This window comes from Bacillus sp. FSL R5-0286 (genome assembly GCF_038593245.1).
Lineage (GTDB): Bacteria > Bacillota > Bacilli > Bacillales > Bacillaceae > Bacillus > Bacillus altitudinis.
In genome coordinates, this window is record NZ_CP151977.1 from 3598029 (window position 1) to 3618766 (window position 20738).

Consider the following 20738-nt stretch of genomic DNA (forward strand, 5'->3'; position numbering starts at 1 on the left):
GATCTCACAGTATATGATGCTCTTCCTTATCCAAGGAAGAGCTTTTTTATTTGATTTATAACCTGAAGAAAGAAGGGATTCAGCATGACACAAGTACAAACCATTGGTAAGAAAACAATAAAGCCGCCATTTCGCGCAGATCAAGTAGGGAGTTTACTTCGTTCAGAACGTATCAAAGAAGCCCGCAAGCAAAAAGCAGACGGTACACTGACAAAAGAACAGCTCAGACAAATTGAAAACGAAGAAATCACTCGTATTGTAGAGAAGCAAAAAGAAATTGGATTAGAGGTTGTCACAGATGGAGAATTCAGACGTGCATGGTGGCATTTTGACTTTCTAGAAGGGCTAGATGGGGTCGAAGGATTTGAAGCAGACCAAGGCATTCAATTCCACAATACGACGACAAAAGCGAGAGGCATCAAAGTAACAGGTAAGATTGATTTTACTGATCATCCAATGCTGGAGGATTATCGCTTCCTTCACAGCATCGCGGGTGATCATACGGCTAAAATGACGATTCCAAGTCCGAATATGCTCTTTTTCCGTGGAAAGCTTGAAGAAGGTGTGTACGACAGCTTAGATGATTTTCACCATGACGTGGCACAAGCTTATAAAAAAGCCATCCGTGCTTTTTATGATGCAGGCTGCCGTTACTTACAGCTAGATGATACAGCTTGGGCTGTGTTCTTTTCTGAAAAAGGACATGAACAAATCAAAGCTTTTGGCCGCGAGGAAGATGAACTGCGTGAATCGTTTGCGAAAACAATCAATGAAGCGGTTGCCGATCGACCAGATGATTTAGTGATCACCATGCACATTTGCCGTGGTAACTTTAAATCAACTTGGGCAGCCGAAGGTGGTTACGAGGCAGCGGCAGAAACGATTTTTGCCGGTCTCGATTTGGATGGTCTCTTCTTAGAATTCGACGATGACCGTTCTGGCGGATTCGAACCCCTTCGTTATGTGAAAAATCCAAACCTTCAAATCGTACTAGGTCTTGTCACTTCAAAGTATGGGGAACTTGAACCCGTTGATCAGATCAAAAGAAGAATCGAGGCAGCGGCACAATATGTGGACATCAACCAAATCTGTTTGAGCCCACAATGTGGATTCGCCTCAACAGAGGAAGGCAATTTGTTAACAGAAGAACAGCAATGGGAAAAGCTGCGTCATGTGATTGAGATTGCGGATCAAGTGTGGACATCATAGTCCACTCACAATAAAAAGAGACAAACCGTTTGATCAGCGGTTTGTCTCTCTTTTTTATGCGTCTAAATGCTTTCCATTTGTCGCGATCACTTGTTTATACCAATCAAAGCTTTTCTTTTTCTTTCTATCTAATGTACCGTTGCCTTCATTGTCACGGTCGACATAAATGAAGCCGTAGCGTTTTTTCATTTCAGCTGTTGATGCACTGACAAGATCAATTGGGCCCCAGCTTGTATAGCCGATCAGATCAACGCCGTCTGCGATCGCTTCTCTTGCCTCAAGCAAATGACTTCTGAGGTAATCAATTCGGTAATCGTCTTGAATGGAGCCGTCTTCTTCTACTTGATCCACAGCACCCAATCCATTTTCTACGATAAACAATGGTTTTTGGTAGCGGTCATATAGTTGGTTTAGTGTTGTACGAAGTCCTTTTGGATCAATTTGCCAGCCCCAATCACTTGCTTCTAGATAAGGGTTTTTCACGCCTTCAAATAGGTTGCCACCAGTAACTTGTCCAAGTACCTCTGGATCTGTACTTGTCACAAAACTCATATAATAGCTGAAGCCAATATAGTCGACTGTATGGTTTCTTAGAATGTCTTCGTCACCGTCTTGGAATTCAATGTTGATGTTATTTTCCAGGAAATAACGTTTCATGTATCCAGGGTAATAGCCTCTCGCCTGTACATCTGAGAAGAACAATGTTTTACGATCTTGATCAATCGCAGCAAACATATCTTCAGGTCTTGAGCTGTACGGATATGTGGTCATCGCTGCAATCATACAACCGATTTTCGCATCTGGAATGATTTCGTGTCCTGCTTTAACAGCTAGAGCACTTGCAACAAATTGGTGATGCGCTGCTTGATATTGAATGCTTTTCTCGTCTTCGCCTTCTTCAAATACAAGGCCACCCCCTGTGAAAGGAGCATGTAAGACGACGTTAATTTCATTGAAGGTCATCCAATATTTCACTTTATCTTTAAAGCGAGTGAACAATGTTTTAGCGTATGTTTCATAAAGACCCACAAGCTTACGGTTTCTCCATCCGCCGTAGTTTTTCACAAGTGCAAGTGGCATTTCATAGTGAGAGATCGTGACAACTGGCTCAATTCCATGCTTATGCAGTTCATCAAATACTTTTTCATAGAAAGCGAGGCCCGCTTCATTCGGTTCCGCATCGTCGCCATTTGGGAAAATACGTGGCCAAGAAATGGATAGTCTGAAGCACTTGAATCCCATTTCTGCAAACAGGGCAATATCTTCTTTGTAACGATGATAGAAGTCGATCGCATCATGATATAAGTTAAGGTCCTTCATTGATTCATCGAATGGGTGCATAATACCGTGTGGTGATACATCCGCTGTGGATAAGCCTTTTCCATCTTTGTTATAAGCGCCTTCAATTTGGTTGGCGGCTACTGCGCCGCCCCATAAGAAACCTTTAGGAAATGTTTTTTCTAAATTGGTCATGTTGAATGCCCTCCTCATTTTCTTCTACACTGACTGTAAGCAATGTCTCTTTTACTGTAATCGCCCCATCTGTTTTCGCATCAACTTGTGCAAAATCATTTGTGTTGGTGACGATAATTGGCGTTGTTACATCATAGCCATCTTGCTGAATGCCCTTGATATCAAATTCAACTAGTAGATCTCCTGCTTGAACGAGATCACCTGACTCTACATGACTTGTGAAATGTTTACCGCCAAGTTTTACTGTATCAATCCCCACATGGATGAGAAGTTCTGTGCCTTGATCACTCTTTAAACCAATGGCATGTTTCGTTTGGAAAATGGTTTCAACCTTGCCGTTGAACGGGGCTACTACACGTCCAACTGTTGGGACAATGGCTGTCCCTTTACCCATGATTTCATTAGAGAATGTTGCATCATTTACTTGATTGAGCGGCTTTAGTTGACCTTCAAGCGGGCTTTGTACCACTTCATTTTGAAGCGCTACTGTGTCTTTCTTTTCTTCTGGTTTGTCTGCTTTTGTATCATCTTTCACTGGTACATCTTTGAACCCTAGAACAAGTGTCATGATGGTTGCTACAACAAAGCCGATCACTAATCCAATGATGGAGTAAACAAATGTCGGTCCAATGAACGTTGGGAGACCTGGAAGACCTGCTGATCCTGATATCACATATGACTTTACTTTGAAGATAGACATGAACACGCCGCCTGCTGCTGCACCAATGAGGGCTGCAAGGAACGGTTTTTTCAATCGCATGTTCACACCATACATAGCAGGTTCAGTAATACCCATTAACGCAGTGATACTTGTAGACATCGCCAATGATTTGAATGTTTTGTTTTTTGATCTTAAGAAGACACCGAATGCTGCGCCTGCTTGTGCCATATTCGCTACAAACATCATTGGAAGAATGAAGTCAAAACCGTTTAATGTAATGTTGTTGATCATGATTGGAAGTAGTGCATAGTGCATACCCGTAATGATCAATGGTGACATAAAGCCACCGATTAAGAGTCCGGCCAAAATACCTGCATGTTTGAACAATAAATCAATTCCACCGGAAAGGCCATTTCCGATAATCCCACCAAGCGGTCCAACCGCGATGAGCATAACTGGTACCACGACAAGAAGTGTAACTGTTGGAACAAGAATGATTTTTAGTGATTTCGGACTATATTTTTCCGCGAATCTTTCAACATATGAGCCGAGCCAGATAGTGAGTAGAATTGGAATCACCGATGAAGAGTACACAACGGCAACCACTGGCAAGCCTAGAAATTCTGTATTTCCTGCGCCTAGTAAAGCCGTTAACTGCGGGTGCAGTGCGGCTGCTGCAATGGCAGCGGCGATATACTGATTTGTGCCAATTTTTTTGGCTACGCTTACAGCAAGCAGAATCGGTAAGAAGTAAAAGGCTCCGTCTCCGATAGCTGTTAAAATCGCATATGTGCTGCTTTTATCTGAGATCCATTGGAACGTCAGCATTAATGCTAAGATCCCTTTGATCATACCAGCTCCAGCGATGGCTGGAAGAATCGGTGTGAAGACACCAGAGATAAAATCGAAAAGTTTAGAAATCACATTTTGTTTTGATGCTTCTTCTGAATCGCCTGATTTCACATCGGCTGATAACCCAGAATCAGCAATCATTGCTTGATAGACGTTTGATACGTCGTTGCCAATAATGACATGGTATTGACCGCCGCTTTGATTCACGCCCATGACGCCGTCTGTTGATTGCAGCTTCTCTTTATCCGCTTTGCTTTCATCGTATAGGTTGAAGCGGAGCCTTGTCATACAATGCGTGACTTGCTTTACATTCTTTTCACCGCCGACAAGCTCTAGAACTTCTTTTGCTGTTTGTTTGTGGTTCATTGTGTTACCCTCCAATCGTTGATTTCATCTTGATATAGAAAAAACCTAAACATCCATTAATGCCCGAAAAATAGCGATTCAGACATTAATCGATATTTAGGTTTTGCCTGCTTAACCAGTAACAATCCTTCATAGCGATTGATCGTTATTCAATTTTATAAGCCTTTAGATACAAAAAAACCTAAATCATGCCTTATCAAAGATAGGGACAATGATTTAGGTTTTGCCTGCTTGACCAGTAACAATCCTAAAAGATTGTGGGTTATTAAGTTTATAGTTATAAATTAGCATGTTAATTTCGATATGTCAACGCTTTCTTTTTGATTTATTTTCTTTTTATGACTCGATCGATGTGCAAAGTTAAGTATAACATCTCATCTTCTATGAGACTTCGGTTGTATTCTTTTTGAACATAGTCATTAATTTTCTCCGTACATTGAAAAGCGGCTGTATTTTTTTCCTTTACCACTTCATACAGAAACTCATTTTGATTTTCCATTTGTGTTTCGTTAAACAGACGCTGTCCAAAAAACTTCAAATGCGTGACAAAACGGAAATAATTTAATGATTCTTCGTCCAAATCAATTTGGAAATGATACTTTACGATGTTCAAAATATCTTGAATCAGTTTTGTAATTTGAATGACATTCGGCATTTCCTCATTCAGTTCTGCATTGACAATATGCATCGCAATAAAGCCTGCTTCATCCTCGGGAAGATGGATGTTGAGCTTGTCCTGTATGATCCGAATCGCTTCTACACCACACATGAATTCCTCTTTGTACAGCCGCTTGATTTCCCAAAGCAAGGCATTTTTAATGTCCATTCCTTTTTGATGACGTTCAATAGCAAAGGTAATATGATCCGTTAATGTGACATAGATGCTGTCATTTAAATTTTTGTTAAGGGTCGTTCTTGCGTGATCGATAATTGCCTCACACACTTGCATATACTCGATCGGAATATCATAAAGCAGGGTTTTGAATTTTTCTGATATATCTTTATTTTGAATGGAAAATACTTTTTCGATACGTTCTTCGTCAATCGGGTCTCCGCTTTTCTTTTGAAACGCAATCCCTCTGCCCATAATGACCAGTTCATGCTGCTCGTCATCATACGCACTGACCACATTATTGTTGATTACTTTCGAAATGATCAATTGATCCCCCCCAGTACATTCCGCTTTTTCGAGCATTTCATTGTTGATTGATATGTCATTTTATTATTATTTTCAAAAAAGAGGACTTTAAGATGATTTTACATTTTTTTTTGATACGGTCAACTAGAAAGAATGACATATTACCTCTCAGAAATGACGATTTAGGGGCAAAAAGGCTAAAAATAGACAAAAAACACTCTTCAAAAAGAGTGTTTTTTACAAAATTAGGAGCAATCCCAGTTATAGACGACATTTTCGAAATGTTTTCGTTTGAGGTCTTCTGGCTTGATAAAAAAGTTAGCAATGCCGCAATCTCCCCACAACATGTCCACTTCATCATCTGAGTCAATTTGCAATAATAGCACAGTATGTTCTTGGTCTACATAGGTACGCGGGTCTTCTTGTGTAAAACCTGGGTATCCGCCAACTTTATGGCCAAAACCACTTGCTGTCTCATAAAATTCATCTAGCAATTGATCTGCTTCATCACCATCAATACCAACAGCATCTTCGAATAGATCCCAGCTTTGCTTTCCTGTGACTTTTTCAAAGCGGAAATCTCCTACACTGATCGTTTCGCTTGATAATTCACCTGTAATCGCACCTTCCTTCGTAACTGGAAAATAAAAATCGTCAGGAATTTTCACGAATGAAAAATCAGTCAATAAGTCTTCTTCAGCTAAGAAAGGTTCCTCAATAAATTTGATCCGAAAATCTTTTTGCTCTGTTTTTTGGTCAATATTCATCCCATAAAGATCATCATGTACAGAAATAAACACTTGCAAAAGTCCTGTTTCTGGGTAATCTTTCAGCTTTGGCAGCTGGCCGAAATTGATTTGTGCCAGCAGCTTCATAGGATGGCCTTCTCCATCAACGGGATATTCGTCGTTTTTTGGGAAATAAGGATCACCTGCTATTTTGCTGTCATATGGTCCTGTTTTTCCTTGTTTTATCTGTAATTGAATCAGTGGTTTTTCAGTTTGATCTAACAATGGACGGTAAGGCGCAAGTACTTCTTGCAGCTTTGCTGATTGTGTCAAGATGGTCTTTCCTCCTTATGAATAGGTCTAATGATCAAAACAGGTCTCTCTTTTTCTATCATACAGAAGTGTAACTTCCCTGTCAGTGAAAAACCCGTCAATATCATGACAAAAAACTCACTTTAACACGTAAAAAAACCTCCGATACGGCTGGAGGTTTGGTGATTCGTTTATTTATTTCACTTGATAATTCACTAAGTCTGTTGCCAATGTTTTCATCGTTTCGTTCGTTTCGTGCAGCCCCTCAATAATTTTTGTGAAAGTGCCAACGAGTTCTGCTTGATGTTCAGAAGAAGCCACGATTTGTGCTATTTCTTCTTCCATTCCTTTGATAGAGCCTTGCACATCTTTTAGCGCTGTTTCAATATCTGTCGTTGCTTGCTTCGCGTGAGTAGACAGCTTCCTCACTTCCGTAGCAACCACCCCAAAGCCTGCCCCTGCTTCACCGACTCTTGCAGCCTCAATGGATGCATTGAGCCCAAGTAAGTTCGTTTGATCAGAGATACCTTTGATGAGATTAGACACTTGGTTGATTTTAGAGGAATTTTCGACAGTGGTTTTTGTATTTTGTAGAATTTGTTCACTTGTCGCTTGTAGTTCCTCTGAATGTGCAGCCACTTGCTGTACCATCGCGACTAGTTTTTCGGAAGCATCGTTACTTTCCGTCATAATGTGTTCTAATCGTTGTTGATTCGTTTGGTCATATGCTACACAGAAGGCAGCGATCACTTGACCATTGTCATCTTTAATCGGGACGGCGACGATGTCCATAGGAATTCCGTACACCTCTTTAGGAATCTGGATAAACGATGGCTCTCTCCCATTTTTCAACATCGAAAAGTTTTGGAACCCGGGAGCTACAACATCCCCAGCTTTAAACCCTAAGTCAATGTTCCCGTGCTGCTGATAATAAAGAACCTTCTCTTTTCCTAATACAGAAAAGGTTAGCTGCTCTCTCATAGCTAGTCCAACGATTGGTAAAGCGTCTATTATGTTATCAATTCTCTGTGACATTCGCTCACGTTCATCCTCTCTTTTTCTCAGTACACTCTCTTTATCGGTTCTTTATATGATCTATTACAGCCTGCAATGTGTACTAATATCAACCAAATGACCTAAGACATATAAAACAGCCACATTCTATCAAGAGAATGTGGCTGTTTTTAAAAGAAGAAGATGCATATCAACACACTAATGACGATGAAAAAAAGATACATGCAGTCGATCCATGAAGTGCTGATGACATGATAATACGTTCTCTCCCTCGTCCCAGTGAAGCCTCTTGCTTCCATCGCAATGGCTAGTCGTTCAGATTTCCGTACGCCTTGCGTGAAAAGAGGGAGTGCATAACGTATAAAGGCTTTCCAGCTGTTTTTTTGCTTGTAACCTCTAATTTTATGTGCAGCCTTCATTTGCTTCAATTCACTTTGAAACAACGGGATAAACCGGAAGCCTGCCAGCATTCCATATGCCCATTTGGGTGACATTCGGCATTGATGGATTAAGCTCATCATAAAGGCCGTCAAATCAGTTGTTGATGTAAAAAGGAGACCAAATGTCACAAAGCCAAGCATTCTAAAAGAAATGGTCAGCCCATTTCTTAAACTCTCCTCTGTGATATGAAACCATGCCCATTTCCAAACTGTATGATCTCCCTTGCCAAAGGCCGCGATCATCCAAAACACGAGAATGAAAAAGAGCAGATAAGGTACAAGTCTGGTGATGAGGTATTTCAAATTCCAGCCGCCTAGGACAAGTCCAATTCCAAGTGCAAACAGCCAGATGATGAACGTCGTTTTAGGATCAGAAATCGCCATCAGACAGCACATCGCAAGGAGATGGGCGAGTAATTTCATGACTGGATTTACAGTGGATAGAAAGGAGTGATTACTTTGCAATCGTCATCACTTCCTTTCTTTCAGCCATATAGCGGTAATGTAACGGCACTCTCAGCTCACAGGAAGTGACAAGTTCCTGATGAGAAAATAAATCAAAAGGCGTACCATCATAAACATGCTCCCCTTGATGAAAAACAAGCACCTGATCAGCGCACTCATCAACGAGTTCCATATCATGTGTGACCATGATAATAGTGGTGCCTTGTCGTTGACGTTCTTTTAAACGCCGGATTAACTCCCTCGCCGTTTTCTCATCCTGCCCGAAGGTCGGCTCATCTAAAATGAGTACATCCTGATCAAAAAGAAGCATCGTGGCAACACTTAATCTTCTTTTTTGTCCTAAGCTTAAGGTGAAAGGATGCGCGTCTCTATGCTTCTCTAGGCCGAACTCTACCAATAGCTGATTCGTTTTTTCTTGCACAACAGGCTCTGGCCAATTTCGCTGTCTCCCACCAAATGCGATTTCATCAAACACTGTGTCCTGTATAAATTGAAGTTCTGGATTTTGAAATACAAAGCCTGCTTTTTCATATAATGTTCGGTCAGACCACTTTTTCAGGTGTTTTCCTTTTAAGAAAATGTGACCTTTCTTTATTGGTTCTAAACGGATGACATGTTTAAGAAACGTACTTTTTCCGCTTCCATTTTCACCGATGATCGCAACCCAATCTCCTGCTTTTATATCAAGGTGCAGGTCATCTATAATGCTTTTTTTCCCGTAGCTTAATTGTAGATGATCTGTGCGAATAATGACCTCTCGATCTGTTGATGACAATTTCTCATGACGTTCTTTTCTCGCCTCAAAGGTTTGCAAGAGTGTTTGACTCAGTGGATGAAACGGATCTTGTACGATAGTGGACCATTTCTCGGGAAATATTTTCGGACGCCAAATGCCGGCTTCTTTCATTTCTCCCTCAAATGTGTTCATCACGTCTTTTGGCGTTCCATCTGCTATGATACGGCCTTGATGATCTAATAAGATCACCCGATCCATCCACTCGATGACACCGTCTAACACATGCTCCACAAAAATCATCGTCTGATTCTGTTCAGCCGAAAGATGCTGAAGTAATTGAAATATCTCCATTCTTCCTGCTGGATCAAGCTGTGCTGTCGGTTCATCAAAGAACAGGACATCTGGCTCTAATGCTAGTAAACAAGCAAGCGCCAACCGCTGCTTCATTCCGCCAGATAAGGTATGAATATCTGTGTTTGGGTCGACATCCAGCTGTACCTTTTTCATAAGATGCTGAATCATGTCATCCATTTGTTCTCGAGGGACAGATCGATTCTCTAAGCTAAACGCAATTTCTTCATTGACTCGGTGCATACAAAACTGCGAATCTGGGTCTTGAAACATGACACCAGTATGCCTTTGCCGCATCACTTCTCCCTGTACTTCAGCTTCCATATGCTCTGGAATAATGCCAGCAAGCACAGAAATCAGCGTAGATTTCCCGCTTCCACTTGGTCCTAATATCAGCACCTTTTCCCCCTTTTGAATAGAAAGAGATACTTGATGAAGAACGGGATTCGGCTGTTCATAAAAACGGACAGCGAGATTACTGCACGCGAGAAATGAATCCATGCTGGTCACCCTTACTTCGTTTTTCTTTCATGATGGCATATTGATTCAGCACACCCGTTTTAGATAAAGCATCCACCACAACCTTTGCCAAGCAACCACCGAGTAACATACCGCTGATGACTTGAGTGACAAGTGTCATGAGTAACACTTGAGGCGTGTAATAGCCGAATCCATTGGCAATGAGGCTATATGCCATTGCCCCTACTGCTGCAAAGGCACCAGACAACATGAGTGTCCACATGCGATATCGCTTATAGCCAAATAGAGCGAAGGCGATTTCTGCTCCAAGTCCTTGGCATACACCAATCAAAAGCGCAGAAAGACCGAAGTGGCTGCCTGTCAGTAATTCCACGGCAGCGGCAGCTGTTTCTGCGATGAGGGCAGCTCCTGGCTTTTGGATAATGTAAGCAACGATTGGACTGGCAATGACCCAAATTCCGAACATGATGTTGCCTCCTGCTGGACCGACAAGGGCTGTAATCGGTAAATAAAGAGTCGACCACCCTAAATAGATAACTCCGCATGCCACTGATAAAATGACAGCAAGAACGACTTCTTTCATCTTCCATGTCATGAAGAATGCACCTCCATTTGGACAGGCCACTCTTCGACAGTAAAGGCCATGTCCCAGAATTTATACTCAAGCTGACAGCTTAAGATGAAGTGCTGTTTCATTTTCTCCTTTTCCTTCTCACTTGCTCCTTCCGCCCACTGATCAAGCCGTTTGCAAAGCTCCACTGTAACAGAGTCCGTTAACCCGCCATAAAACGTGATCCACTCATAGAATGGATGGGCAGGGTCGGGCTCAACATCTTTAAGCATTCGTTTGCCTATTTCCCAATAGGTCCAAGGGCAAGGGAGCAAAACCGCTATGATTTCTCCTAGCGTCCCTTCCTTTGCGACTTGCAGCATGTGATGAATATAGTGATGGGCACTTGGCGCCAAAGACGCACCTTGCAGTTCATCATAAGCGACACCTGCCACTCGGCAAAGGTTTTGATGAGGATGTGTCTCACTATCAAGGACAAAAGCCATTTGTTGATGGAAAAAGGTAATGTCCTCTCTGTCTGTACATCTGCTGATGGCTGCCGCATAAATTTTAATAAAGGCATTTAAATATTCTGCATCCTGTTTGACATAATGAATGATCTGTTCCTTTTCGAGTTCTCCTGCTGCGAGTCCTCTCACAAACGGATGCTGATAAATCGCTTCAAATAATGGTTCTGCTTCTTGCCTTAATTGGGTTGAAAATGTCATAAAAAAAGCCTCCTCTTTTTCAGTTGAATAAATGAAAAAGCCACCCCAAATGGAGCGGCCTTCTTATCGATTCAATCATGAATAAGACAAGGTCCAGCTCCACTTCCCTCCGCTAGTACAAACTAGATCAGGTTCAAAGGGTCCAAGATTTCCTCTTGTCTCAGTCATACATGACTCCCCTAGTGGACTTTTGTCATTTAATTATCTTTACTCTACACATGTGGCGATTTGATGTCAACCGCCGATCTTAATTCAATGTATTGATCGTTGGCAGCTTCTCGATCCCTGCTGCATAGTAGAAATTAAGGACACTGAAGAAATCAATTGGCTTTCCTGTCTTTAAATCAACAGCCAAAATATGATCGCCGTAATTTGTCAGGTCATCAATGTCTAAACGCCTTGGCGTTGTCTTTCCGAGAGTATCAACAAAGCTGCTATGGTAGTACTGCCCACTAGCAAACGATGATTCATGATACATAAATAATGTCTCCACATCTAAGTAGACAAGAATGGCCTCAGAGGAACTCGCGTATGGAGCAGAGTACGATACTGGTGCCGAAATACTCTTCACTTTTACACTGTCAACAGAATGCGTTCTCTGTTGATATTTTCCATCATATGAGAAATAAAATACACGCTCCCATTTATAATCAGCGGTCTTAGATTGTTTGTTATATACTTTTGTACCATTTGCGAAAACATCCCCATTGGCATACGAAGCAACAAAGTATTGCAATGTTGATGACAGGGATTCAGCACCTGTGAAATTTGGTGGATTTTTTGCATTCACCTGTAATGTATATGAGTCTCCAAAGTCTCCACCGCTAGTAATTCCAAACGCATAATCACCCGCTGGTAAATTGCTTAACGCAAGCAGACTGCCTGCCGGTTGAATCAGATCCGTTGGATAAGCTTGTCCTTCTTCATAATCAATAACAAATAACTGAACGAAATAATCAGCATTTGGAGAGGTAATCCGGCTGATGAGCGCCTGAGGGGACGATGTACTTAAGAACCATAAATCAACTGGATCTTCCTCGTTTAAAACTGCCGATTGATTAATGGCTAGTCCATCAATAGAGCGAACGGCAGACGTGCGCATCTTTCCATCTGCAGCCGCTTTTCGTTTAATACTTATTCCCTTTTTCTTATCTACTTTAAATGATTTTTTTACTTCCTTCTGTTGAACCGCAGTCCCTTTATCCTGCTTTTCAAACGACTCTTGCACTTGCTGAATGGCTTTTTCAGTCAGTGGCGATACTTTTTCACTTGATTTTGGTGCATCTTCTGCTTTGATTGCTGGTGAAAATAAACCTGTTGTGACCAATAAAATAGACAGTAAGGCGGCGGTGATTTTGACATAAAATGCTCTCACAGGAACATCCCCTTTTTCCTAATTTGGGTTTTTTACCCTGTGATTATTTTACCATTTTTCTAATACTTGTTTTGGACTTTTTTAGGAAATTTTTATAACAAAAAACCAGCCGTATGAGTCACGACTGGTTTTTTTGATGATTTATGCAATGGTTTTGACAAATAAGCGTGCTGTTTCTGCACTTGATCCTGGATTTTGTCCAGTAATAATTTGTCCGTCTACAACAGCGAATGGCGCAAATGCATCGCCTTTTTCAAATGCTGCCCCTTGCTCGCGAAGTTTTGTTTCCAATAAAAATGGAACTTTAGATGTCAGCTGAACAGCATCCTCTTCCTCATTTGTGAATCCTGTTATTTTCTTGCCGTCGATAAATGATTTTCCATCACGATCCTTCACATCAACAAAGGCAGAAACGCCATGGCAAACTGCCCCAACGGCTCCATTTTTGTCTGAAATCGCTAAGATCGCATCGGCAACCAATTGATTGGACGCAAAGTCGATCATTGGGCCGTGTCCTCCAGCAAAGAAAATGCCATCATACTCAGCTGGGTTTACATCGGTCAGTGCCTTTGTGTCTTGAAGTAATTCATACACATCTTGATATTGTGCTGGAACTCCTTCAGGAATTGAATTTTTATCGATCGGTACTGTTCCACCTTTTATTGAAACAATTTGCACGTTGAGTCCATTTTCTTTAAAAATATGAAATGGCTCGGCCAATTCTTCTAGCCATAAGCCTGTTGGGTGTCCGTTCATTTCTGAGCTGCTTGTTGATACTAATAAAACGTTCTTGCTCAACTTTTATCATCCTTTCTATTTATCATGTGACTATTTTATATTTTGCACAATTAAATATCAAGCAATCAGACTTGGATACAACTCTTTATGTTATACCCGATTTTTTAAAAAATATAGCCTCACTTCAAATCTAATCATTCTGTCACATTCTATTGACAGGGAATTTCATGTAAAATTGTGTTGAAATGATATAATATGAGAAACAATTGACAGACCTCTTGCGCTAGAGGGAATTTAAAAGGAGTGGAAAAAGAGATGAAAACCTATTCGATTGTGATGATTATCATCACGCTCTGTATCATATTGGCTGTCTTTTTAATGAATCTTACGGGCGTCATGTATGGAAAAATCATATTGGCTGTCGCTGTTGCCCTTTGTCTTACGTCCATTATTCGTTTGATGGGAATGCGTAAAAGATAAAAGCCGCCCTCTAGGGCGGCTTTACCGTGTAGACAAACCCTCGCATTCGGTGTCAGTCCTGTGCTTCAGTGCTCACCAATGTCAAATTCGCTCCGATGCTCGTCCTTCCTAAACTGCAAGGTTTTCTATCACGCTGATAGGATTATATAGCCAGGATAAGTGCAATTAATGCAAGAAAAGCTGGTAACCCTTGTTTGATGATAATCGATTTATTAGACGTCACACCGCCAAATACTGCTGCGATGAACACACAAAGAACGAAAAATAGCTGAATCATATATCCTACGGTATTCGAACCAAGAATGAGCCCCCAAATGAGTCCAGCAGCTAGAAAGCCATTGTATAGCCCTTGATTAGCAAACATCACTTTCACATTTGGATCCTTTTGTAAGTGTTCAGGCAGATTGAAAGATCTTTTCGCCATTTTTGATTCCATAAAAAACATTTCTAGTAACATGATGACAATGTGCTCTAAAGCGACAATTCCTACTAAAATCATTGCTAAAATATTCAATTTAGTGAATTCCTTTCTGATAGACGGTCTCGTATTTGTATTTTGTCCGTGTATAAATCAAAGTCTTGGATTAGCTCTAACGCCTCATGAAAACGACTTTGTGGAATGTCTTTCATTTTTCTTACACCAAATTCCTTTTTAATAAAAGCCATGATGGTATTAATATGAAGCTTACCGTGGCCATCATACTCTAAATGGCTGCAAAAAGTCTGCATCGTCCCTCGAATCACCTTTAATTGCTTGGCAGTGACACAACTCATTGGTAACGCTCATCCTTTCTTGGTTTTTTAACAACTAAAAAGAACATTGAATGAAAGAAAAACCTTCCAATCTCTATTATATAATGGTTTCATTCGGATATCAAAATAAAAAAGAACAAACATTCGATCAAAGACGAGTCATACGCTAAAAATCCATGTCTTAACGTATCAAAAAGCCGGATTCATGGATAGAATCCGGCTTTTTGTTTAGTTGCTTTTAGAAATTAATACCTTTCCAACAGAACGGTCCTTACTTTGTCCGACGACTTTAAAGGATAGGCCGTATGTTGGCACATCACGTCCTGCATCCGGGTTATTTGGATTCACATAGTTCTTTTTATCACTAAATGTACGCGTTGGGTGGATATAGCGATCCTCTAAGGTTAAGCCTGTTGTCGCTGTATAATCAATATTCAGCTTCGTGCTTGGATTCAAAGAGAATGCTGCATCATGTACTTGGAAACCTGTCGCTGCAATAGAGCCGTCACTCCATTTCAACACTTGTTGATCTGCATCTACGACTCCAAGGAAGCCGTTCCCTGGATGTTTTCCAACCCAGTTATCACTGTACGATTGATCGACGTACCACACGACCAAACCGTTATTATAGCTCATCAGACTTGCTCCTCGTTTGATATGCTTTAAGCCTTTATCGACATCAGCATAAGAGCGCCATTCTAGTAAATAATACTGAGCGGCATATTGTTTTCCATTAGATTGAGAGAATCCATTAAAAGTAAACGTGGACGTTCCCTCGGCATCATCTGACCACACTTTTGCTCCATCTGCTGTAATCTTTAGATCATCTACAAATAAACCTGGCAGTGAATATCCTGCATCGGTTGTATAGCGGAATTGCAGATCGATCTTCTTCCCTGCATAAGCAGAAAGGTCAAAGGATGCATCTACCCAGCCATCTGATTTTCCATCGATGCCATTGCCTTCATTCGCTCCTGCCTCATTTCGATCATTCGTAATATTACCAGCAATGGTTGTCCATTTGTCTGTCCCAGTTTCACGAACTTCTACATACGCATAGTCATAATCTTCTTCGATATCGTACCATGCTTTAAACGTAAGCTCGGCTTTGCTTCCCTTCGACAAATCAATCCCTGATGTCGTCATGGTAGCATTCAAATTGTCACCTGTTCCGCTGAAGTATGAATATTGCCCTTGTGCAGGCTGAGTGACCACAATCTCTTTATCTGGCAAATCGACTCGAACCGCATCATGGTTGGTTCCTTTTGTTGCTGCTTCATCGATTAAAACTGTTTTGCTTTTTGTTAATGTCTTACCATCAATGGTTTTTCCAGAAAGCCAGTTGCCGCCATGCAAGTTTTGAAGCATTTCTTTTGCATATGGACTAAAACCTGTTGGTTCCGTACCAGGTACTTTACCTGCCCAGCTTCCGCTTGACATGATAGACCAATAAGAAACGGGCTCTCCTCTGCCTGTGTATTGTGTATCGTATTCATCAGGCAGACCAAGATCATGTCCAAATTCATGTGTGAACACACCTGCTGCGCCATCTTCAGGCTCAATCGTATAATCTAGAGCGCCTAACTTTCCGCCTTGACCCACTTCTGATTCAGTGTTTGGAATCTCAAATACATCACCAAGTGACCAGCGATGCGACCAAATCGCGTCAGAGCCAAGCTGTCCGCCGCCAGCTTCTTCACCTACGCCAGCGTGTACAACCATGAGGTGGTCAATGATACCGTCCGGCTCATTATAAACACCGTCCCCATCCATATCATAGCGGTCCCATTGATCATATTCACCAAGGTCAATGTTTGGATCCTTTGCCGCTGCTTCGAGGGCTTCTTTCACCAATTCGCGCGGTCTGCCGTCACTGCCTGATTCGTCTGGTACGTTCCCGCCATAATATGCTGCTTCATGCTTGGCTGTATACCATCCAGCTACTGTTCCACTAATTGTGTAGCTTCCACCGGACTGCTTTTCATAATACTGCTTCATAGATACTTTTCTTTTACCATCTGGACCAATGTAGCCATTTTTTCCGAAAAGCATATCTTGGTAATGCTGCTGATCATACTTGTCATAGTACATATCAGTCTCTTCTTTTTTAATACTATTATGCTTATAATCTTTAAAATCTACTAATAAGACCAAAACTTTATCATTACGGACGTCGCCTTTATATTTTTCCTTTTTCACCGGCTTTACTTGATTGCCTTCTTTTCCTTTATGCTTCTTTAACTTTTTCTTTTTGGCTAGTTTATTATGTACATTTTGTTTGTATTCTTTTAGGAATTCAGGTTCTTCTGTTAAGGTACTTGCGCTTTGTTTCATCGCTGCTTCTTCTTTTTTCTTTAGGTAGTTCTTTAATGCTTTTTGGGTTTCTGCCTCATTGGCATTCTTTTTGATCTTTCCTTGTTTTTTCAAGGCTTTGATGAGGCGGTCTTCATTGACAACACTTGCGTCGAATGGAATACCTGAATAATGACCACCATCTGAGGTTGTTGACTTTTCTGAGGTGTGGGCAGATAGAGGGGTGCTGAAAGCTGTCAATGTGCCTAAACTGAGGACAGCTGTTAGTGCGATGCTCGTCCATTTCCCTTTTTTCATATTGGTTCCTCCCTAATTTGGTAATAAATAATATCTAATTCTAGCATATTCCAATATACTTAAGTCGAAAAACATTTTATTTTCAGAAACTTTGTGGAAAATGCACAATACGAGATTGAAATAGGTGGAACGAATTGTCGAAAATAAAAGAACCCTAGGCTATAAATGCCTAGGGTGTTTGTTGTTTTTCTATGAAAGCTGCTCTCCTTGATATGCAACAACATCAAGTGGAGCGGCTAAAAATTCTTTTGCCTTTGCGACGAAAGCTTGGAAATGTGCACTTGCATTATGGCTTTGAACCGCTGCTTCATCTTTCCACACTTCTACCATTAAAAAGGTGTTTTCTTTCTCTGTATCCTTGAAAAGCTTGTAGGACACATTGCCTGCTTCTTCCTGTGAAGCTTTCATTAAACCGTTGATTTCTTCTAGAAATACGTTTTCTTTCTCTGGATGAATGGTCATCCCTGCATGAATAATAATCATATGATCGTCTCCCTTTTTTTAAAAATTATTTCCACTCTGTGATGCGATCGATCGGTAAACGGTAAGAAGCATAACCTTCGTCAGCTGCTTTCCCAATGGATAGAAGCATAACTGGTACATAGCGCTCTTTATCCCAGCCGAATGTTTCAGCGATGACTTCTTTGTCATATCCGCCAATTGGGTTTGTATCATAGCCATGCGCACGAGCAGCAAGCATCAGCTGCATTGACACAAGTCCACCGTCAATTAAGATCGTTTCACGATTCACTTGCTCTGGAAGAGCTTCAAAATGTGCAGTTAATGCAGCAATTTGTCTTTCTTTTACTTCCTGCGGCATGTAGCCATTTTCTACTGCTTTTGAATAAATTTCTTCTAAGTATTCATTGTTTTTCATATCTGCAAACACAGCGATGACAGCTGATGATGTAGCTACTTGTGTTTGGTTGAATTTTGCGAGTGGTGCGAGCTTTTCTTTTCCTTCTGGGCTGTCAATGACCATGAAGCGCCAAGGCTGTGCATTCACTGATGATGGTGCTGTTGTTGCCTCTTCTAAAATCTCCGTCATTTCTTCTTTGCTAATTTTCACTGCTGGATCATAGTTACGAATGGAGCGGCGCCCTTTCATAATATCCATAAAATCGTTTGTTTTTAATGTTGTAGCCATGTGTAACACTCCTTTAGGTTGTTTGAATCTTCTCGATGTTTTGTTGTATACGGATGAGCACATCAGTGAGAAGCTTTCGTTCTTCATCACTTACGTTTTCAAGCATTTCTGAGATAAATCGTTCTTTTTCTTTTTTAGAAGCTTCGATTCTTGTTCTGCCTTCATCTGTCAGACGAACAAGCGTGACTCGATTATCTTCCGGCTTTCTTCTGCGCGTGACCATTCCTTTTGTTTCTAACTGTTTTAAGTGACGCGTCACAGCCGCACTATCAATATTTACTTTTTTCTGCAAATCGGATTGGCTGATTTCGTCGGCTTGGAATAACAGTGATAGCAACTCCAGTCTTGATTGGCTGATGCCCGTGCATGCTTCGAACTTCACACCCATCATACGGTTCACGCACTGCAAACGATATAATACCTCTGCTTCTTCAGAGCAAAATGCAGTCAATGCCATCCCCTCTTTTCTATTCAGATCAATTAGTTGATATATCAATCATTGACTCGTCAACTAATATACACCCATTGTTTCATGATTGCAAGAGGTTTGTTTCATAAAGTGAAATTTTTTATTTCAATAAAAAAACGAGCTGTACGCTCGTCTTAAGAACTTGGTGTCGATGTTGGTCCCACATAGTAGCTGATAAATCCAATGATCATCAAGACTACAAAAATAAAGAGAATGAGTTTGAGCATTCTCATGGTTTATCCCCTCCCACTCATCTAACTTATCATATCTAGAAGAAGCGCTACCTAAAATTTACATAAAAAAAGACAAAAGCGATTCATCACTTTTGTCTTTTTCTCTTTATTCTGTAATCACTGTATGAATCAAAGTCGGAGCATCAGCATGGTCAGCGATGCGGATGTTGTCATAAATTTTCTCCATGACATTCGCAACATCTTCACGATTTGCATGCAGCGTCACGAGAGATTCACCTTTTTCTACACGATCGCCTACTTTTTTGTTGAGCATGATGCCAACAGATAGATCGATATCGTCTTCTTTTGTTGCACGTCCTGCTCCAAGAATCATCGCTGCAACACCGATTTCGTCTGCGACGATTTCAGCGATCACACCTGATTCTTTTGCCGGCACTTCGATTTGATAAGGTGCTTGTGGCAATTTTTCCGGTTGATCTACAATCGAGCCGTCTCCACCTTGGTTTTCTAAAAATTCCTTAAATTTCTCAAGTGCTTTGCCGTTTTTCATGACTTCAATTAGCTTTTCTCTTGCTTCATCAAGTGTCTCTGCTTTTTTCGCAAGAACGACCATTTGACTTCCTAATGTGAGCACAAGCTCGTTTAAGTCTTCAGGGCCTTCGCCTTTAAGCGTGTCAATCGCCTCTTTCACTTCAAGGGAATTTCCAATCGCTAATCCTAGCGGCTGAGACATGTCTGAGATGACAGCCATCGTTTGTCTGCCAACATTATTTCCGATACGAACCATTGCTTTTGCAAGCTTCTCAGAGTCTTCAGGTGTTTTCATGAAAGCACCTGCACCTGTTTTCACATCTAGTACAATGGCATCTGCGCCAGCAGCGATTTTCTTACTCATAATCGAGCTTGCAATGAGCGGAATGGAGTTAACAGTTCCTGTTACATCACGAAGGGCATACAGTTTTTTATCAGCAGGTGTCAGGTTGCCTGATTGTCCAATGACCGCTACTTTATGACGGTTCACCAGCTCGATGAACTCGTCTTTTGTAATTTCAACATGGAAGCCTTTGACTGCCTCTAGCTTGTCGACAGTTCCACCCGTATGTCCAAGACCACGCCCAGACATTTTTGCAACAGGTACATCAAGTGCTGCAACAAGAGGAGCGAGTACAAGCGTTGTTGTATCGCCTACACCGCCTGTTGAATGCTTGTCTACTTTAATGCCGTCGATAGCAGACAGGTCAATTGTGTCCCCTGAGTTTGCCATAGCGAGTGTTAAATCTGCACGTTCTTGATCCGTCATATCTTGGAAGAAAATCGCCATCGCCAAGGCACTTGCTTGGTAGTCAGGAATTGTTCCGTCCGTATAACCTTTGACAAAGAAAGAAATTTCCTCTGAAGATAATTCTTTTCCGTCACGTTTTTTCGCAATGATATCTACCATTCTCATTGTTTTCACCATTCCTTTTTTA

The 20738-nt window shown here is 41.2% G+C and carries 19 protein-coding genes, 1 pseudogene and 1 riboswitch; of the genes and pseudogenes, 2 read left to right on the forward strand and 18 right to left on the reverse strand.

Going from position 1 to position 20738, the window contains the following annotated elements:
- The first annotated feature begins 84 nt into the window (after positions 1–84).
- Positions 85–1209, forward strand: a complete 1125-nt coding sequence (locus tag NST24_RS18625; RefSeq protein ID WP_342462099.1) for a 5-methyltetrahydropteroyltriglutamate--homocysteine S-methyltransferase — start codon at positions 85–87, stop codon at positions 1207–1209.
- Positions 1210–1263: 54 nt separating this feature from the next.
- Here NST24_RS18625 and NST24_RS18630 read toward each other — a convergent pair whose 3' ends face one another.
- From NST24_RS18630 to NST24_RS18680, 11 genes are all read right to left on the reverse strand, one after another.
- Positions 1264–2682: a glycoside hydrolase family 1 protein gene (locus tag NST24_RS18630; protein WP_035702586.1), complete on the reverse strand. Its 1419-nt coding sequence runs from the start codon at positions 2680–2682 to the stop codon at positions 1264–1266.
- The gene (locus NST24_RS18635) at positions 2654–4561 is read right to left on the reverse strand and encodes a beta-glucoside-specific PTS transporter subunit IIABC (protein WP_342462101.1); all 1908 of its coding nucleotides are present in this window, start codon (positions 4559–4561) and stop codon (positions 2654–2656) included. The genes NST24_RS18630 and NST24_RS18635 overlap by 29 nt, the downstream gene beginning before the upstream one ends.
- A 325-nt stretch (positions 4562–4886) precedes the next feature.
- Entirely contained in the window at positions 4887–5720 is an 834-nt protein-coding gene (locus tag NST24_RS18640; protein ID WP_342462102.1) for a PRD domain-containing protein, read from the reverse strand.
- 224 nt (positions 5721–5944) lie between these two features.
- On the reverse strand, positions 5945–6760 hold the full coding sequence (locus NST24_RS18645) for a YwqG family protein (protein ID WP_017358646.1): 816 nt from the start codon (positions 6758–6760) through the stop codon (positions 5945–5947).
- Between the two features lie 174 nt (positions 6761–6934).
- On the reverse strand, positions 6935–7774 hold the full coding sequence (locus NST24_RS18650) for a methyl-accepting chemotaxis protein (RefSeq protein WP_008345693.1): 840 nt from the start codon (positions 7772–7774) through the stop codon (positions 6935–6937).
- Between the two features lie 149 nt (positions 7775–7923).
- Positions 7924–8658: an energy-coupling factor transporter transmembrane component T gene (locus tag NST24_RS18655; RefSeq protein WP_024719222.1), complete on the reverse strand. Its 735-nt coding sequence runs from the start codon at positions 8656–8658 to the stop codon at positions 7924–7926.
- Complete coding sequence (locus NST24_RS18660; RefSeq protein WP_342462103.1) at positions 8648–10246, reverse strand: energy-coupling factor transporter ATPase; 1599 nt, start codon at positions 10244–10246, stop codon at positions 8648–8650. The genes NST24_RS18655 and NST24_RS18660 overlap by 11 nt, the downstream gene beginning before the upstream one ends.
- Positions 10221–10820, reverse strand: coding sequence for an ECF transporter S component (locus tag NST24_RS18665; RefSeq protein ID WP_019743666.1), 600 nt, complete (start codon positions 10818–10820; stop codon positions 10221–10223). The genes NST24_RS18660 and NST24_RS18665 overlap by 26 nt, the downstream gene beginning before the upstream one ends.
- Positions 10817–11503 carry a thiaminase II gene (tenA, locus tag NST24_RS18670; RefSeq protein ID WP_017358641.1) on the reverse strand — a complete coding sequence of 229 codons (687 nt, stop codon included), beginning with the start codon at positions 11501–11503 and terminating at the stop codon, positions 10817–10819. The genes NST24_RS18665 and tenA overlap by 4 nt, the downstream gene beginning before the upstream one ends.
- Positions 11504–11590: 87 nt before the next feature.
- Positions 11591–11694, reverse strand: a riboswitch (TPP riboswitch).
- 56 nt (positions 11695–11750) lie between these two features.
- On the reverse strand, positions 11751–12878 hold the full coding sequence (locus NST24_RS18675; RefSeq protein WP_008345703.1) for a hypothetical protein: 1128 nt from the start codon (positions 12876–12878) through the stop codon (positions 11751–11753).
- A gap of 141 nt (positions 12879–13019) precedes the next feature.
- Positions 13020–13676, reverse strand: a complete 657-nt coding sequence (locus tag NST24_RS18680; RefSeq protein ID WP_017358640.1) for a type 1 glutamine amidotransferase domain-containing protein — start codon at positions 13674–13676, stop codon at positions 13020–13022.
- A gap of 225 nt (positions 13677–13901) precedes the next feature.
- Here NST24_RS18680 and NST24_RS18685 point away from each other — a divergent pair.
- Positions 13902–14096: pseudogene (locus tag NST24_RS18685) on the forward strand (hypothetical protein); the annotation flags it as partial.
- A 142-nt stretch (positions 14097–14238) separates the two neighbouring features.
- Here NST24_RS18685 and NST24_RS18690 read toward each other — a convergent pair.
- The 7 genes from NST24_RS18690 to NST24_RS18720 all read right to left on the reverse strand — a co-directional run bounded on the left by NST24_RS18690 (position 14239) and on the right by NST24_RS18720 (position 20716).
- Positions 14239–14610: a DUF1304 domain-containing protein gene (locus NST24_RS18690; RefSeq protein WP_007498006.1), complete on the reverse strand. Its 372-nt coding sequence runs from the start codon at positions 14608–14610 to the stop codon at positions 14239–14241.
- Positions 14607–14870: an ORF6C domain-containing protein gene (locus tag NST24_RS18695; RefSeq protein ID WP_008345710.1), complete on the reverse strand. Its 264-nt coding sequence runs from the start codon at positions 14868–14870 to the stop codon at positions 14607–14609. Before NST24_RS18695 ends, NST24_RS18690 begins: the two co-directional genes overlap by 4 nt.
- Positions 14871–15077: 207 nt before the next feature.
- Positions 15078–17459, reverse strand: coding sequence for an immune inhibitor A domain-containing protein (locus tag NST24_RS18700; RefSeq protein ID WP_342462104.1), 2382 nt, complete (start codon positions 17457–17459; stop codon positions 15078–15080).
- 189 nt (positions 17460–17648) lie between these two features.
- On the reverse strand, positions 17649–17942 hold the full coding sequence (locus NST24_RS18705) for a putative quinol monooxygenase (RefSeq protein ID WP_008345714.1): 294 nt from the start codon (positions 17940–17942) through the stop codon (positions 17649–17651).
- 25 nt (positions 17943–17967) lie between these two features.
- Positions 17968–18606 carry a nitroreductase family protein gene (locus NST24_RS18710; RefSeq protein WP_017368360.1) on the reverse strand — a complete coding sequence of 213 codons (639 nt, stop codon included), beginning with the start codon at positions 18604–18606 and terminating at the stop codon, positions 17968–17970.
- A gap of 13 nt (positions 18607–18619) precedes the next feature.
- Positions 18620–19063, reverse strand: a complete 444-nt coding sequence (locus tag NST24_RS18715) for a MarR family transcriptional regulator (RefSeq protein ID WP_045033720.1) — start codon at positions 19061–19063, stop codon at positions 18620–18622.
- Between the two features lie 351 nt (positions 19064–19414).
- A complete protein-coding gene (locus tag NST24_RS18720) occupies positions 19415–20716 on the reverse strand; it encodes a pyrimidine-nucleoside phosphorylase (protein ID WP_039164991.1) in 1302 nt (433 codons plus the stop codon).
- Between the last annotated feature and the right edge of the window lie 22 nt (positions 20717–20738).